This window comes from Amycolatopsis sp. NPDC024027 (genome assembly GCF_040638975.1).
Classification (GTDB): domain Bacteria; phylum Actinomycetota; class Actinomycetes; order Mycobacteriales; family Pseudonocardiaceae; genus Amycolatopsis.
Window position 1 is genome coordinate 14432 of the sequence record NZ_JBEZYY010000009.1, and the last position, 16514, is coordinate 30945.

The following is a 16514-nucleotide window of genomic DNA, read 5'->3' on the forward strand; positions in this document are numbered from 1 at the left end:
CTCACCGTCCTTTGTGTACCAATCGTGACGACCGGGCTGGCGGTCGCGCCGGCGGAAGCGGCCACCGGAGTGACGGTCAAGCCGGACCCGACCTACCGGCAGCAGCCGTTCGACGGCTGGGGTGCCAGCCTGGCGTGGATGGCCGAGGCGACTGGCGGCTACCCCGACGCCGTCCGGAACAAGCTGGCGGACCTGGTCTTCGGGCCCGACGGGCTGAACCTGAACATCGCCCGGTTCAACGTCGGCGGCGGCAACGCCCCCGACGTCCCGTCGTACCTGCGTCCGGGCGCCGCGGTCCCCGGCTGGTGGAAGGCGCCGGCCGGCACCACCCGTGCCGACAAGGACTGGTGGACTCCCGGCAACGCCGCCGAGTTCGACCCGAAGGCCGACCCGAACCAGCGCTGGTGGGTCGACAAGATCAAGAACCGCGTCACGAAGTGGGAGGCGTTCAGCAACTCGCCGCCGTACTTCCAGACCGTCTCCGGGTACGTCTCGGGCGGCTTCAACGCCACCGACGAGCAGCTGCGGCCCGACAAGATCGGCGATTTCACGGCCTACCTGACGCAGGTCGTGCGGACCCTCGAACGCGCGCACGGCATCAAGTTCGCGTCGGTGAACCCGTTGAACGAGCCCAACACGAACTACTGGAAGACCACGCTCGGCGCCGACGGCAACCCGACCGGCGGGCGGCAGGAAGGCGCGCACATCGGGCCGTCGGTCCAGTCGCAGCTGATCCCGGCCATGGCCGGGGCCCTCAAGGCGGCCGGCTCGCGGGCGATCGTCTCCGCACCCGACGAGACCAACCCGGACATCTTCGCCGCGGACTGGGCCGGCTGGTCGGCCGACGCCCGCGCGGCGGCGGGCCGGCTCAACGTGCACACCTACGGCACCGGCAACCGGCCGGTCCCGCGGGACCTCGCCAAGGGCGGCGACAAGCCGTTGTGGATGAGCGAGGTCGGCGGCAGCTGGCTGGACCGGCAGGACTTCACGGACATGGACCCGGGCCTCGGCATGGCCAAGCAGATCACGGATGACCTGCGGCTGCTCGAGCCGAGCGCGTGGGTCAGCTGGCAGCCGATCGAGGACTACAACAACATGAAGCCGGGCGGGGAGTCCGCGGCCGGGATGAACTGGGGCGAGATCCAGGTCCCGTTCGACTGCCCGAAGACCGCCACCCTGCGGACCTGCCAGGTCAAGACCAACACGAAGTTCAACACCATGCGCAACTTCACCCACTACATCCGGCCGGGTGACCGCCTGGTCGGGGTGAACGACACCGCGTCGACGGCCGCGATGCGCGGCGACGACCTGGCGACGGTCGTGCACACCAACGCGGACACCACCGACCAGGACGTCACGCTGGACCTGTCGGGCTTCCGCAACGTCCGGAACGGCGCTTCGGTGACGCCGGTCGTCACCGACGTCACCGGGGCGCTGAAGCGGGGCAAGCCGGTGCGGGTGACCGCGGGCAAGGCGACGCTGCGGGTGCCGGCGCGTTCGGTGACGAGCTTCCTCGTCGACGGCGTCTCTTCGGCGGCGCCCGGCACGGGCCTCGGCTCGGGCAAGCCGGTCACCTTCGCCGGCGTGCAGAGCGGCAAGGCGCTGTCGGCGGAGAACGGCTCGCTGGTCCAGCGCACGACGGACGCCTCGGCGCCGGCGCAGCGCTGGACGCTCACCGACCGCACGGGCCGCTACGGCAACCGCGACCGGTTCACCATCACCAACGCGGGCACGGGCCAGGTGCTCGCCACGGCGGGCGGCGCGGTGACGCTGGCCGCGGCGGGCACGTGCGACCCGGCGGCGCAGTGGACCCTGTCCACGACCGGTGACGGCACCTGGACGTTCGTCAACGCGGCGAGCGGGCAGCTGCTCGACGTCACGAGCGAGTCCCGTGCGGACGGCGCCCGGATCGGCCTGTACAAGCCGACGAACGGGCCCAACCAGCGCTGGCAGGCCATCGCCGGCTGACCGGGGAACCGCTGGAGGCCACCATCGGCTGCCGATGGTGGCCTTCGGCGCGTTCGGGTCAGGCCGGCTTGAGCGGGTCGTGGCCCAGCGACATCAGGCGGTGGCGCCAGTGGGCCTCGCCGGCGGTGGGCTCCAGGTCGGCGCGGCGCTCGGAGTGCACCCGGTCGACCACCTTGCGCATCACGTCCGCGTCGCGGTCGTCCACGTCGGACCGCCGCTTGCGCAGGACACTCAGCACCTGGTGGCCCGTCGGCGGGCCCGCCTCGTCGGGGAGCGGCTCGGTCTCCGGGCCCGCGTCGCGCGTGCGCAGCCAGTCCTCCAGCTCGCGCGAGGTCATGTTCACCACCCGGTGGAACTCCGCCCACAGCTCGTCGTCAACAACGGGATTGTCCATTCTCCCGGCCTACCCGGCGCGGCCGACGTCAAACCGCCGCCGGTGGCCGGTAGAATTCCTCCGGACCCGTTGAAACGCCAGCGGTGGTCTCTGTTGACGCTGCTGGCGAGCTCGATCCCGTGCTCGCCGCTTGACGCATGGGAGGGGTGGGCCTTGCCGACCACTGGCGACGGCATGGCGGAGCGGGTCGACGAGCTGAACGCCGTGCTGGCCGATCTTGTCGGGGTCCTCGAATCGATGTCCGACACGCCCGGGCTGCTCGACGCGGTCTGCGGCGAGGCGGTCCGGGTGGTCCCGGACGCGGACCTGGCCAGCATCCTGGTGGTCCGCGACGGCGTGACCCAGACCGCGGCCTTCACGGACGAGCGAGCCCGGCGCATCGACGACGTCCAGTACGCGGCGGGCGACGGTCCCGGCCTGCTCGCGGCGCTGACGGGCGAAGTCGTGCGGGTGGCGGTCGCGGAGACGGGCGATCAGTGGCCCGAATTCGTGGCGGCGGCCAAGGAACTCGGCGTGGGCAGCTACCTGGCGGTCCCGCTGCGGGTGGACGACACCCTGGTGGGCGCGATCACGCTGTTCGGCTTCGAGGCCCACGGCTACCACGAGTTCGACACGAAGGTGTTGCGGCTGTTCACGTTGTGCGTGGAGACGGTGCTGCGGCTGACCCGCCGCTACCGCGAAGCCCGGCGCCTGGCGGACGAGCTGCGCAACGCGATGGAGACGCGCGCGGTGATCGAGCAGGCCAAGGGCATGCTGATGCTGATCCACCGGGTCACCGAGGACGCGGCGATGCACCGCCTGATCGTGGAGTCCCAGCACACGAACATCAAGCTCCGAGACGTGGCGGCCCGCTTCACGAAGCGGATGAGTTCGGCCGACGGGGGCACGGCTCGCCACTGAACAGCGTCCCAGACCGCTCTGTGCCGGCGTGGCCCCGATCGCGTCCCACACGGTGACCGCGGTCGCCGTGAGCACGGGCTTCCCCCGCCGCCCGTCCAGTTCGGCGAGGTGGGCAGAGCGGTCTCGGGGACGAGAAAGGCGGCGAAGGCGTGCTCGGTGAGCGCCCGAGCCTGGTCGCGGGCGCCGTCGAGGCCGCGGGTGAAACCGCAGCTGGAACGCGCCCAGCCGGCGACGTCCAGAGTGGCGGCAGCCGGTCGGCGGCGGGGTCGAGCCAGCGGCAGAGGGCGGCTCGACCCCGCCGCAGTCTCGGGTCGGTACAACAGGCCGCTACGCATGACCTGGGTTACCCCGAGGTGCCGGTGCAGCAGGTCGGCGGCGTCCGGCCGGCACCGGAGCTCATCGGGAGCCCAGGCCGCCGAGCTCGCCGCGCCGAACACCACGAACCAGCCCGCGCGTCTGCGGTCGAGGCGCCACTCCATGCCGGTGATGGCCGTGAGCGCGCCCAGCGGCCGTCCGGTGATCAGCCACACGCAGGCCGCGACCGCGGCCGGTTCGGCGGGCTCGTGACCGACGAGGGTGGTCTCGCCGCGGCGGTCGCCGAGCAGCAGCCCGGCCGAGCCGATCGGGACCGCGGCCAGGGTGAGCCCGGGAAGCCGGTCGAAGAGCCCGGCCACCGCGGCTCGTCCACCGGCTTCGCGGCGACGGGCCGGCGCGATCACCGCGTCGGCGAGGGTGACCCGGTCGCCGGGAGTGCCGGTGACCACCGTGCCTTCGCGGTGGCCGCAGGTGTAGTGCCACGTCGTGAGTGTCATGCCGGCACCGGATTCGGCAGCGCCACCGGGGCGACCGGCACGGCGTGCGCGGGTTCGGGAAGGCCCAGCAGCCGGTACAAGGTGCGGCGCAAGATGGGGCCGGCCTCGCCGGGCCGGGACGTCAAGAGGCGGTGGATGGTGCCGGGCAGACGAGCGGCGTCGCGGGCCGCGGCGGCGGCGCGCAGCTGGGGAACCAGTGGCCGGCCGGGCCGCCAGCGGGGCACGTGCCGGGCGAGGACCTCGGCCGGGGTGCCGCTCAGGAGCGGCTGGCCGGGGTTGTCGTCGAGAAGGATCGACGCGCCGGTGGCCGCGCCGTAGCCGGTAACGGACCCGTAGTCCCCGAGCACGTGGTCGGCGGCGACCAAAGCGGCACGCCATCCTTCTTCGGGCGGCACGAGGACGAGTCCGGCACGGAGGGCCGTCGCGAGCCAGGAGCGGACCTGCCGGGTTCCGTGGTGCGCCCAGATCGCGGGGTGCAGCGCACCGACGACCCGGTAGCCCTCCCGCGGGAGGGTGGCCAGGACGCGGTCGAACAGATCGGGGTGACGGCCGAACGCCGACCGCGGTGACCAGGTCGAGGTGACCACGACGACCTGCTGGCCGCCGGTGGCGCCGAGGGCGTGCCGGTACCGGTCGCGGTAAGGCAGGCTGGCGGTGATGCGGTCGAGGGCGATGTCGCCCGCGACGACCGCGGCGGGGAGCGCTTGCGGGCAGGCCCGGGCGAGGAGGTCGCGCTCGTGGTCGTGGACCAGCACGATCGCGTCGGCGCGGACCCGGCCTTCGCGCACCAGCTGGCCGGGGCCGAGACCGAGCTCGGGGTGGTGCGGCCGGGTGGTGGCGGGAGGGCGCCAGGGCCGGTACTGCGCGAGGCCGCCACCGTGCGGGACCAGCAGGGCCGGCGCGGTCAGGTCGTCGAGGCCGCGGGTGCTGCCGGCGAGGACGAGGTCGACGTCGCTGCGGCGAGCTTGGGCCCACGGCAGCACCGGGCCGCCCTGTGCGCGCAGGAAATCGTGCGTGGCCTGCCAGTTTTCGCCGGATTCGGGATCGGTGAACACGACCTGGACGCGGTGGTCGGCTTCGAGGAGGGGGAGCAGGTCCAGCAGCCGCGTGGCGGCGACGACGTGCGGCACCAGCACCAGGACGGATTTCGTTCCGCACCGGGTGGCCCAGTGGGCATCGGCGCGCTCGATGGGGCTGCGAACCCAGGTGGCGGCGGCCATCGCGGTCCTCCTCGTGATTGTCCAGTTGTTGTCACGAAGGTGGAGGACGGGGGTCACAAAAGGCTTTCGGCCTGCGGTTTCGTTGGTTGACAATCGATCAACAATCGCCATTTCCGGGCCGCCGAACCGGCGCTGACGTGGTCTTTTGCGGGCAACAATGGAAAAATACCGGCGGTGGGGCGGTCGGCTGGTGGCCGAAGCTGTGGCGGAGGGGGTTTGCATGGAAATCGCGCTCGGAATTCTCGGGCAAACGGCCATGCTGCTGCACGGGAAAGTGGATGTGAAGTGGGCTCACCCGCGCTCGAGGCAGGTGCTCGCCGCCTTGCTGACTTCCCCGAACCGGCGGTTCCCGGTCGACGCGGTCGTGGACTGGGTGTGGGCGGAGCACGAGAACGCGCCGCGAGGAGCGCTGGCCACCCTGCACCAGAACGCCGTGCACCTCCGGCAAGCGCTGCAGAAGAGCGGAATCCCGGCCCGCGTCGGGGTCGGGAAGAACGGCTGTATCGTGGAAATCGACGAGGCACTGGTCGATCACCGCCTGTTCGCCCGGGGGATGGCGCGGGCGCGTGAGCTGCGTGATCGCGGCGACCACCGTCGCGCGCAGATCGAGGCGCAGGCGGCGGTGCGGCTGTGGCGGGACGATCCGCTCGCCGACTTGCCGACGCAGCGGGCCGACGACTGGCGTGTGCAGTGGATGCGCAGCCATTGGCTGCCCGCCAACGCTTTCCTGGTCGCCGAGCTGCTCGCCGTCGGTCATGGCGACGTGGCACTCGGGAGGCTGCTGGAACTCGAACACGCGCATCCGCTGGAACTCGGCCTGGCGAAACTGCGCTTGCGCGCCCTGGCCGCGACGGACCGCCCGGACGAGGTGACCGAGTTCTACTTCGCCAAGCGCCGCCAGTACCTCGACGTCGGCGAACTGCGCGCCGCGGACGAACTGCGGGCGGTGCACGACGAGGTGATCAGCGGCGACGGTGATTTCCCCCGCCAGGTCGTGCGGATTCGCGCAGTGGACGTCGAAGAGCCGGCCGGCCGGCCGGTCTGGCACGTGCCTCCGGACTGCGACGGGATCGAAGGACGGGCCGAGCTGCTGGCGGAACTCGACGCGTTCACCTCCGATTCGAGCGGCGCCTCCCGGCGCGGGGTGGTCGTGGTGACCGGTGGACCGGGCGTGGGCAAGTCCACGGCGGTCGTGCGGTGGGTGCACCGGGCCCGGCGCCGGTTTCCGCACGGCGCCGTCCTGCTCGACCTGCGAGGGGACGGTCAAGCGACCTCCGCGAACAGCGGGGAGGTCGTGGACACGTTGTTGTCCCTGCTGGATTTCCCGGTCGGCCAGGTGGTGAGTCCCGTGGCGAGAGCGGCGAAGCTCTCGGCGCTCCTGCAACGGCGGCCGGTGCTGGTGGTTCTCGACAACGTCGACAGCCGCGAGCAGATCGCCCCGTTGCTCGGTGTGCTCGACGCCTGCACGGTTCTGGTGGTTTCGCGGTGGCGGCTGCCTTCGCTGGCCGCGACGGTTTCCCCGCCGGTGGTGACCGTGCCGCCGCTGACCGAGCGGGACGCGACCGCGCTGCTCGACCGCCGGATCGGCCGGCGGGCCCGGGAAGATCGCGACGGCGTGGCCGAACTGGTGCGGGTCTGCCAGGGGAATCCGCTGGCGCTCACGTTGGTGGCCGACCGCGCCGCGGCGCGGACCGGCCTGCTCCTGTCGACCTTGGCCGGGCAGCTGGGGGACGCGGACATGCTGCTGGACCTCGGGTACGAGGGAGATGCCCTCCAGCGGAGCCTGCGTGCGGCGTTCACGGCGTCCTACCAGGTGCTGGGGCCGGGTGAGCGACGCGCGTTCGCGGTGATCGGGATGCACCCGGGAGCGGAAGTGACGACCGAAGCGGTGGCGGCCGGGGACGGGCGGCCGCTGCCTGCCGTGCGCCGTTCGCTCGACGTCCTGGTGGCGGCGCACCTGCTCGAGCACCCGAGCGATCTGGATCGCTACCGCGTCCACGACCTTTTGCACGCTTACGCCGCCTCGGTCGCCGAGCAATTGGCCGACGTCGCGGCCGTGCGGTGCCGGCTGTTCGATTTCCACCTGCAGATGGCCTATGAGGCGCATCGTCTGGTTTTCCCGTACAAACCGCCGCCGCAGCTGCCGGCGACCCGGACGCGGCCGGTGGCCGGTTTCGGCAGCGCGGCACTGGCTCGGCAGTGGGTGGTCCGGGAAAAGAACGTGCTGCTGGAAATCGCCGCTGCCGGTGGCGGTGAAAGCGCTTACCTGCCCGCGTTGTTCGCCGAGCTGATCACGGAAATGGGTTTTTACGCCGACGCGATCAACTGCCTCACCGTGGCGATCCGCCGTGTCGAAGAGGTGCTCGCCGAAGGTGGTGACTCCGCGCCGCAGCTGCGTCAGGTACTCGGGTCACACCTGAACGACCTCGCGGTCGTGTTGATGCACATGGGCGAAGAGCCGCGGGCGGAGCACCACCTCCGGCGGGCGTTGGCGCTCGCCGAGGCCGACGGGTTTCCGCTGGGCCGGCTCGTTTCGACGCTGAACCTGGCCCGGTGGCACCTGCGGGTCGGCCGGGCGCCGGAGGCCGCGGTGCTGTGCCGATTGGCGCTGCAGCTGGCCGATGAGCTGAACGAGCCGTCGTTGTGTGCCGCCGCGGCCCACCGGCTGGCGAACGCGCTGGTCGCGGCCGGCGGGTTCGAGCAGGAGGCGCTGGACCTCTACGCCGAGGCGCTGGAACACCTGTGGGAATCCGGCGACCGGACGGCGCGGTTGCAGATCCACACCGCGCTGGGTGCGCTGCTCACCGACCTCGGGCGCCTGAACGAGGCTGACGAGCAGTGCCGGCGCGCTGCGGAGCTGACCCCGGCGTGCCTCAACCTGCCGGCGGTGATGAAGCTGAACACCGTGCTGGCCCGGTTGCGGCACCAGCAGGGCAATGCCCGGGCGGCGTTGTGGTACGCGCACCGCGCGGTCGAGCTGGCCGACCGGACCCGTCACGCCACCGGCCAGGCCAGGGCGTTGTCGACGCTGGCGGTGATCCTGCGCGACCACGGGAACCGGGAAGACGCACGAGCGTTGTGGGTGCAAGCGGCGGAGCTCTACCGGGGGCGGGCGCGGACCAGGCGTGCGGCGGAGATCGATGAGCTGCTCGCCGAGCTGGATGCCTCGGAGCCGGTCATCCCGGCGGCCCGCGACGGTGAGCGGGACACCGTGGCGATGCTGCCACCGCGGTTGCGGCGAAACCGTTAGACGTCACCCGATACGGCATTTCCCTTCTCGTGACCGGCGCGGATCCGCTACAGAAGACGCGCGAAATCGTTGGCAGGGAACGTCTTTCGGCGCACGATCGTCCACAGTGGCTGACACCTCAGCCGGCCGCACCGGCTGAGCGTTGGCGGGCTCCGGGAGCGGCAACCATGCTGGGTGCATGCGCCTGATCCGCCCGAGCCGACAATTCGGCTTTTCGGGCGCGCGTGTAACGACCGTCATACCTGTGCCCACCAACGTCACGATCGTCGGACCTGGTGGTCCAACTCATGGACAGGCACACCGCACGGGGAGCGGAACCAGCCATGAGCGCATGTGACGAACGACGGCCACTCGGTTGGCGGTGTACCCGCCGACATCGATGTCGTTGGGTGGATGTGGACCGCGTGACACGCGAGCCAGCGACCGGGGCCGCGTTCCCACGCACACGGATCAGCTGGTCGGGGCGGCGATGATCTGGTGAGCGACGATCACAGAGACACGGGTCCTCCCGGGCCGGTTCCCGCCGAGATCCCGGCCGAACTCGTCCAGGCCCTCGTGGAGCGCTACGCCGCCGGGGAAACGATCGAAAGCCTGGTCGCGCGGCACCCCTACAGCTACCGCAAGATCCGGGTCGCCCTGCTCGACGCCGGCGTCACCCTGCGCCCACCGCGGATCCCGCTGCCGCCCACCCCGCCCGGGCTGGTCAACGCCTACCTCGACGGGCGTTCGATCCGCCAGCTCGCCACCACCTACGGCATGTCCTACAACCAGACTCGCAACGTCCTCCTCGCAGAAGGTGTCGAACTCCGCCGCCGGGGGCAGCCGTGACGCCGGTTGCGCCGGGTTTCGCGGCTTCGGCCGCGAGACCCGGCGCACCTAGCACCCAGTAGGGTGGTTTCAGGCGTTCAGGCCGCCATGATGATCCACCAAAGCGGCATCAGGTGCGTCAACGACTTCTCCTTCCATCGATCAGGACCGGGAGCCGCACGCTCCGCAGGTGGACGAGGTACCATCTTTGCTCCCGTGCGGAGTGCGGTGACCAAGGCGTGAGCCTCGTTCGGTGGTCATTCGGTTGGGTGGCACAAACCATATCTGTGCCGGATCAGGTCCAATCACCGGGGGTGCGATTTGGTCGTGCACCACTTTCGAGGAAAACTGCGCGATTGCCTGACCAGGCGAATTCGCTCCGAATTCGACGGGCTGTGGCACTTTCCGCAGTCTACTGTAGAGCTTCGGCGGAGGCTGGATCGGGTGCACGGCAACGCATTCGAGGAGCTGTCGTCCGGTTACATCGCTCCTCGGCCTGTAACTCACGAAAGGAAAACTGAAATAATTTCACTCGAAAGAGTGGCGCTGCCGCTACCAGTTCCGGACCGCCGGCGCGTACCCCGCCGGCTTGTCGCCGATCTTCAGGTCCGGGCTGACGATCCAGTTCTGGTACGCCGGGGTGAACATGCGGTACACCGACTCCGGCGGGACCGCGCTCGCCTCGTCGAGCAGGATGCGGAGCTCGGCCGGGATTTCGAAGTCGAGGGCCGCCATGCTCTTGCCGAGCTGGGCGGCGCTGCTCGCGCCGACGATCGCCGCCGCGATGCCCGGCTGGGTGGCCACCCAGTTGATCGCCACCTGGGCCATCGTGACGCCCAGCTTGTTCGCGACCTCTTCGAGGGGTGCGAGCACCTGAGGGGTGCGCTCGGTCCAGGCGGGCCCGTCGCTGAGCCGTCCCGCGCCGCCGTCGCGGTACTTGCCGGTGAGGACGCCGCCGGCCAGGGGGCTCCACGCCGTGACGCCGAGGCCGAGGTGCTGGGCCATCGGGACGTGCTCGGTCTCGATCTGCCGCTCGACCAGCGAATACGGCAGCTGCAGGTTGACCATCGGCGCCAGCGAGTGCGCCTCGGTGAGGCTCTGCGCCCGCGCCGCGTACCAGCTCGGCACGTCGGACAGGCCGGGGTAGCGGATCTTGCCCGCGCGGACGAGGTCGTCGAACGTGCGCACGACCTCCTCGACCGGGGTGTTCCGGTCCCAGGTGTGCAGCAGGTAGACGTCGACGTAGTCGGTGCCCAGCCGGCGCAGCGACGCGTCGAGGGCGCGGATCAGGTGCTTGCGCCCGTTGCCGCCGGCGTTGGGGTCGGCCGGGTCGACGGTGTTGGTGAACTTGGTGGTGAGCACCAGCCGGTCGCGGGAGTGCGTTTCGGCGATGAGCCGGCCGAGGATCGTCTCGCTCTCGCCTGCGGTGTAGAAGTCCGCCGTATCCACGAAGTTGCCGCCCTCTTCGACGTACTTCCGGAAGGTCGGGCGGACTTCGTCCTGGGTTTTGCCGTAGGCGGCGTGGAAACCGCCGGTGCCGAAGTTCATCGTGCCGAGGGCGAGCCGGCTGACGCGCAGCCCGGAACGGCCGAGGAGGTAGTACTGGTCGAGTGCCATGACTTCAGCGTGCCGAGCCATTTTTGGACCCGCAAGTCCAGTCCGCGAGCGCCGCGATCGGCGCTCGCGGACCGGGCTCAGCGGCAGCGGTAGCTCGACGCCGTGGCCGGGTCGCCGCCGGTGTAGCGCGAAACCCGCGGGTACGGGCACAGGTTGCGCGTCTTCCCGTCCGCGGACGCCGCCGCGAGGGTGGCCGGCGCCTTGCCGTGCTCGACCCAGTCGACGAGCGCGCCCAGCGCGTTCGTCGGCTCCGGGCCGCCACCGCCGAAGCAGTGTTCGACACCCGGCGCGAGGAACAGCCGGTAGAAGTCGTTCACCCGCTGCGGGCCGCCCATCGTGCGTTCCACCTGGGTGCGGTAGGACAGCGTGCCGCCCGGCGGGATGAGCTGGTCGTTCGCGCCGACGAACGTGATCAGCTTGCCGCCGGCGCGGCGGAACGCCGACAGGTCGGGGTCGGACGTGCCGATGACGTCGTCGTACTCAAGCACCGACTGGCGGAACAAGGCGGTGAACTGCGCGTAGGTGAGCTTCGAGGTGTCGAAGCCGGCCTGCTTCTCCAGGAACGACTGCACCCACTTGACGGCGACCGGGAAGCCCGGCGCGGTCAGCGTGCCGTCGGGGCCGGGCTGGGTGCCGGCCAGCCACGTGAAGTCCGCGCCCTTCGGCAGCCCCGCCCACAGCCGGCGGCCGCGCTCGTCCGTGGGGCCGGCCCAGATCTTGCGCACGACCTCGGCGTCCGCGGCCGTGACGGTCACCTCGTGGCCGTCGCAGACCACCTTCGTCCCGACGAGGCCGCGCGGGTCGTAGCCGCACTCGTCCGGCCGGTCGACGATGCCGTTGGTCACGCCGTCCTGCGCGTCGCACGCCTGGACCGCGGCCGTGCGGAACGCCGAAAGCACGCAGGGGCTGGGGAAGTCGTGGCCGGAGTTCATCACGATCTGCGGCCAGAGGGTCGCGACCGCGAACTGCGTCCAGTCGACGGCGGGGGCGTTGGCCAGGACGCCGTCGAAGTCCGTGGGGTAGTTCTGGGCTTCGGAGTAGCCCTGGCGGCCGCCGGTCGAGCAGCCGGTCCAGTAGGAGTACGAGATCGGCCGCTGGTAGTACCGCTGCGTGACGGCCTTGCCGAGGACGGCTTCTTCGTGCACCGAGCGGGTGGCGAAGTTGGTCAGGAGCGTCTGGTCGACCTGGCCGTCTTTGAGCGCCCAGGACGTGTCGAGGCCGTCCAGGGACACGCCCGCGTCGGTCGTCACGGCGCTGTAGCCGTCCTTGACCGCTTGCGGGAGCGCGTCGAAGTTGCCGGCGGCGTAGGCGCTGCCGCCGAGGGCCTGGAGCCGGCCGTTCCACCCGGTGTCCGGCAGGGCCACGGCGACCTTGACGTGGTCGGCGCCGGTGTGGGTGAGCGTGACGGTGATCAGGCAGTACGCCGGCTGGGGCGCGGCCTGCACCGACTCGATCTTCGCGCCGGGCGGGGCGGGCACCGCGACGGCGGCGCACGGGGTGGGGGTTGCTGCCGAGGCGGCCGGCTGCGTGACGGTGGTCAGCAGGAGCGGCACGGCGGCGGCGAGAAGGAGGCGTTTCATCGGTCTCTCCGGTCGCTGGTCATTTCGGCGGTGACGGTAGGTGCGGGGCGGCGGGCCCGGCGCCCGTCGGATGACGCTGCTGCCGTACGTCACTTCGGCCGTGAGCTGCGGAAACAGGGGGTGGGTAAGGTCGTTTCCATGGCGCTGAGCGGACGGGACACCGAGCTGAAGGAGCTGGGCGAGCTCGTCGACGGCCCGGAGGACCACAGCGGCGTCCTCCTCCGCGGGGAAGCCGGCATCGGGAAGTCCGCCCTGGTGGCTTCGACGGCCGCGGCGGCATCGGTCGCGGGGTTGCGGGTGCTGCGCACGACCGGGGCGGAGGCCGAGCGGAACCTGGCTTATGCCGGGCTGCACCAGCTGCTGTACCCGGTGCGCGCCGGGGTGGCGGAGCTGCCCGCCCCGCAGCGCGACGCCCTGCGGACGGCGCTGGGACTGGCAGACGGCCCTTCGCCGAGTGCGTACTTGATCGGGCTGGCAGCGTTGACGCTGCTGGCCGAGGAGGCGGCGGCCAAGCCGTTGCTGCTGGTCGCGGAGGACGTGCACTGGCTGGACCGGGCGAGCGCGGACGTCCTGGCGTTCGTGGCGCGGCGGATCGAGGCCGAGCCGATCGTGCTGCTGGCGACCCTGCGAGACGGCGCGGAGTCCCCGCTGCTCGAGGCGGGGTTGCCGTCGATGGTGCTGGACCGCCTCCCGGCGGACGCGGCGGCCGAGCTGCTGGACTCGGTGGCGCCGCGGCTGGCGCCGGCGGTCCGGACGCGGCTGCTGGCGGAGGCGGCGGGGTTGCCGCTGGCGTTGACGGAGCTGCCCTTGGCGGTGGGCGAGCTCGACGGGCTGGATCCGGTGCTGCCGCTGACGGAGCGCTTGGAGCGCACGTTCACGGCCCGGGTGGCGGCGCTGCCGGAGGTGACCCGCACCGCGTTGCTGGTGGCGGCGCTGAACGAGACGACCTCGCCGGCGGAGACGCTGGCAGCGACAGGTGCCCTGCTCGGGGTGACCGCCGATCCCGCAGTCCTCGCCCCCGCCGTCGAGGGCCGCCTGATCGAACTCTTCGCGGGGGCCGTCACCTTCCGGCACCCCCTCATGCGGTCCGCCATCCTCGCCTCCGCGACCCCGCTCGACCGCCGGCACGCCCACCTCGCCCTCGTCGAAGCCCTCCGCGACCAGCCCGACCGCCGTGCCTGGCACCAGGCCGCCGCCACCGCCGGGCCCGACGAAGCCGTCGCCGCCGAACTCGAACGCACCGCCGAGCGGGCGCGGTTCCGGGGCGGGGCCGCCGCGGCCATCGCCGCTCTCGAACAGGCCGCGCGGCTGAGCCCGAACGCCGAGGACCAGGCCGACCGGCTCCTCAAGGCCGCCGAACTGGCCGTCGAGTCCGGGCGGCGGGAAACCGCCGAACGCCTGGTCCACGCCGCCAACCCCGCCGACCCCCGCCGCCGGGCCACCGCCGGGCGGCTGCTCAGCGAGTTCGAAGACGGCGTCCGCGAAGACCCCGCCCGCGTCGCGGAACTGGCCCGCACCGCCGCCTCCGTCGCCGCCGACGGGCAGCACGACGCCGCCATGCGGATCCTCTGGAGCGCCGCCATGCGGTGCTTCTGGACCGAACCCGGTCCGGAAGCGAGACAAGACCTCCTGGACGTCGCCGATCGGCTGCCCATCCCCGGAAACGACCCGCGGATCGTCGCCGTCACCGCGTACGTCGCGCCCTTCGAACGCGGCCAAGCCGTCCTGGCGCACCTGCGGGAGCTGGTCGCCAAGACCGGCGCCGATCCCGAGGTCGACCGGTACCTGGGCAGCGCCGCGCTGCAGGTCGGGGCCTTCGACCTCGCCGCCCGGTTCTCGGCCGCCGCCGCTCCCGGCCTGCGGGCCCAGGGCCGGCTCGGCCTGTTGCCGCGGGCGCTGGCCGTCCAGGCGTGGAGCCGCGTGCGGCTCGGTGACCTGGCCGGGGCCGTGCCGGCCGCGGCGGAGGCGGCCCGGTTCGCGCGGGAGACCGGCCAGCCGTTCATGGCCGGGCTCGCCACCGCGGTCCAGGCCGAAATCGCCGCCCTGCGCGGCGAGCACAAGCAGGCGAAGGCGCTGGCCGACGAGGCCGAACGCGCCGGGCTCGCGGCCGGCGCCCGGCCCGTGCTGGCCACCGTGCAGCTCACCCGCGGGCTGACCGGCCTGAGCGAGGGCCGGTTCGAGGACGCGTTCGCCGACCTGCGGCGGCTGCTCGACCCGGCCGACCCCGCCTACCAGCTGGCCTTGCGCACGTACTGCGTCGCGGAACTCACCGAGGCCGCGGTGCGGGCCGGGCGGACGGACGCGCTGCGGGACGTCCTCGCCGAACTCGAGCCGCTCGCGGCGAAGACGCCGTCACCCGCCCTGCACATCGGCCTCCGCTACGCGCGAGCCGTGCTCGACCCGGACGACGAGCGGTTCGCCGAAGCGCTGCGAGCCGACCTGGCCGGCTGGCCCGCCGAACGCGGCCGCGTCCACCTGGCCTTCGGGGAGTGGCTGCGGCGGCAGCGGCGGGTCGTCGAATCGCGGACGCACCTTCGTACCGCCCGCAAGACCTTCGACGCGCTCGGCATGGCCGCCTGGGCCGACCGGGCGCGCCGCGAGCTGCGCAGCGCGGGCGAGTCGAGCCCGAACCGCGGGCCGGACGCCCGGGACAAGCTGACCCCGCACGAGCTGAGCATCGCGCAGCTGGCCGCCGAGGGGCTGACGAACCGGGAGATCGGGCAGCGGCTGTACCTTTCGCACCGGACCGTCGGCACCCACCTGCACCGGATCTTCCCCAAGCTGGGCGTGAGCTCCCGCGCCGATCTCGCCGGGAAGCTGAAGACCCTCGGCGGATGACGTACACCGGCTGCGTCACCTGACGGGCGCGCGGTTCACCGGACAGCTCCTAACGTGGTGAAAGTCCCACGGTCTTTCGCACAGGAGCAGCAGATGATCAGCAGGAGAAGGTTCGGGCAGGCGTTCGCGGCCGGGCTCGCGGCGACGTCCTTGGCGGCCTGCTCGTCGGGCACTCCCGCCGCCGTCCCCGCTTCGGCGCCCGACCTGCGGGCGGGGTCGGGGGAGCACACCTCGCTCGGGCCGGTCAAGCAGGCCGACGCCGGGGTGCTCACCATGGCCTACCACGAGTTCGGGCCGGCGACCGGGCAGCCGGTGGTGCTGCTGCACGGCTGGCCCTACGACCCGTACAGCTACGTCGACGTCGCGCCGATCCTGGCCGGCGCCGGCTACCGGGTGATCGTCCCCTACCTGCGTGGCTACGGCCCGACGTCGTTCAAGTCCGCCGAGACCGTCCGCAACGGCCAGCAGACGGCCGTGGCGCTGGACGTCATCGCGCTGCTGGACGCCCTCAAGATCGACAAGGCCGTCTTCGGCGGCTACGACTGGGGCGGCCGGACCGTCGACATCATCGCCGCGCTGTGGCCGCGGCGCTGCAAGGCGATCGTCGCGGTCAGCGGGTACATCGTCACGAACCTCAAGGCGAACCAGCAGCCGTTGGCGCCCCAAGCCGAGCTCGGCTGGTGGTACCAGTACTACTTCGCGACCGAGCGCGGCCGCGCCGGCTACGCGGCGAACCGCCACGACTTCAACAAGCTGATCTGGAAGACCGCGTCCCCGGCCTGGCACTTCGACGACGCGACCTACGACCGCAGCGCGGCGGCGTTCGGCAACCCCGACCACGTCGCCATCGTCATCCACAACTACCGCTGGCGCCTGAGCCTCGCCCCGGGCGAGCCGCAGTACGAGGCGTACGAAGAGAAGCTGGCCGCCGGCGCGACCATCGGCGTCCCGTCGATCACGATCGGCAGCGACTTCGACGGCGCGGCCAAGGACGGCCAGGCGTACCGCGCGAAGTTCACCGGCAAGTACGAGCACCGGATCTTCGACGGCATCGGCCACAACGTGCCGCAGGAAGCGCCGCGGCCGTTCGCCCAGGCGGTCTTGGACGCCGACCGGATGTGAAAAGGG

General features: G+C 72.0%; 10 protein-coding genes. 6 read left to right on the forward strand and 4 right to left on the reverse strand.

The features are described 5' to 3' along the window. Positions 1–24: 24 nt before the first annotated feature. Complete coding sequence (locus tag AB0F52_RS22420; RefSeq protein ID WP_360174073.1) at positions 25–1968, forward strand: RICIN domain-containing protein; 1944 nt, start codon at positions 25–27, stop codon at positions 1966–1968. A 58-nt stretch (positions 1969–2026) separates the two neighbouring features. On the opposite strand, the gene AB0F52_RS22425 is transcribed toward AB0F52_RS22420, so the two are convergent. Continuing rightward, the gene (locus tag AB0F52_RS22425; protein WP_360174076.1) at positions 2027–2362 is read right to left on the reverse strand and encodes a DUF3140 domain-containing protein; all 336 of its coding nucleotides are present in this window, start codon (positions 2360–2362) and stop codon (positions 2027–2029) included. 174 nt (positions 2363–2536) lie between these two features. On the opposite strand from AB0F52_RS22425, the gene AB0F52_RS22430 reads away from it, so the two are divergent. After that, the gene (locus AB0F52_RS22430; protein ID WP_360175017.1) at positions 2537–3262 is read left to right on the forward strand and encodes a GAF and ANTAR domain-containing protein; all 726 of its coding nucleotides are present in this window, start codon (positions 2537–2539) and stop codon (positions 3260–3262) included. 808 nt (positions 3263–4070) lie between these two features. On the opposite strand, the gene AB0F52_RS22435 is transcribed toward AB0F52_RS22430, so the two are convergent. Beyond that, complete coding sequence (locus tag AB0F52_RS22435) at positions 4071–5294, reverse strand: hypothetical protein (protein WP_360174079.1); 1224 nt, start codon at positions 5292–5294, stop codon at positions 4071–4073. A gap of 220 nt (positions 5295–5514) precedes the next feature. Here AB0F52_RS22435 and AB0F52_RS22440 point away from each other — a divergent pair, with 220 nt between their 5' ends. Beyond that, positions 5515–8544, forward strand: a complete 3030-nt coding sequence (locus AB0F52_RS22440; protein ID WP_360174082.1) for a BTAD domain-containing putative transcriptional regulator — start codon at positions 5515–5517, stop codon at positions 8542–8544. A 477-nt stretch (positions 8545–9021) separates the two neighbouring features. Further along, positions 9022–9372, forward strand: a complete 351-nt coding sequence (locus AB0F52_RS22445) for a hypothetical protein (RefSeq protein WP_360174085.1) — start codon at positions 9022–9024, stop codon at positions 9370–9372. A 531-nt stretch (positions 9373–9903) separates the two neighbouring features. On the opposite strand, the gene AB0F52_RS22450 is transcribed toward AB0F52_RS22445, so the two are convergent. Together AB0F52_RS22450 and AB0F52_RS22455 are read right to left on the reverse strand one after the other, a co-directional pair. After that, positions 9904–10968 (reverse strand): aldo/keto reductase, encoded by a 1065-nt coding sequence (locus AB0F52_RS22450; RefSeq protein WP_360174088.1) that lies wholly within the window; start codon positions 10966–10968, stop codon positions 9904–9906. A 77-nt stretch (positions 10969–11045) separates the two neighbouring features. Continuing rightward, positions 11046–12548 (reverse strand): tannase/feruloyl esterase family alpha/beta hydrolase, encoded by a 1503-nt coding sequence (locus AB0F52_RS22455; protein WP_360174091.1) that lies wholly within the window; start codon positions 12546–12548, stop codon positions 11046–11048. 138 nt (positions 12549–12686) lie between these two features. On the opposite strand from AB0F52_RS22455, the gene AB0F52_RS22460 reads away from it, so the two are divergent. Then, the gene (locus tag AB0F52_RS22460) at positions 12687–15386 is read left to right on the forward strand and encodes an AAA family ATPase (protein WP_360174094.1); all 2700 of its coding nucleotides are present in this window, start codon (positions 12687–12689) and stop codon (positions 15384–15386) included. A 93-nt stretch (positions 15387–15479) separates the two neighbouring features. Further along, the gene (locus AB0F52_RS22465; RefSeq protein ID WP_360174097.1) at positions 15480–16508 is read left to right on the forward strand and encodes an alpha/beta hydrolase; all 1029 of its coding nucleotides are present in this window, start codon (positions 15480–15482) and stop codon (positions 16506–16508) included. The last annotated feature ends 6 nt before the right edge of the window (positions 16509–16514 follow it).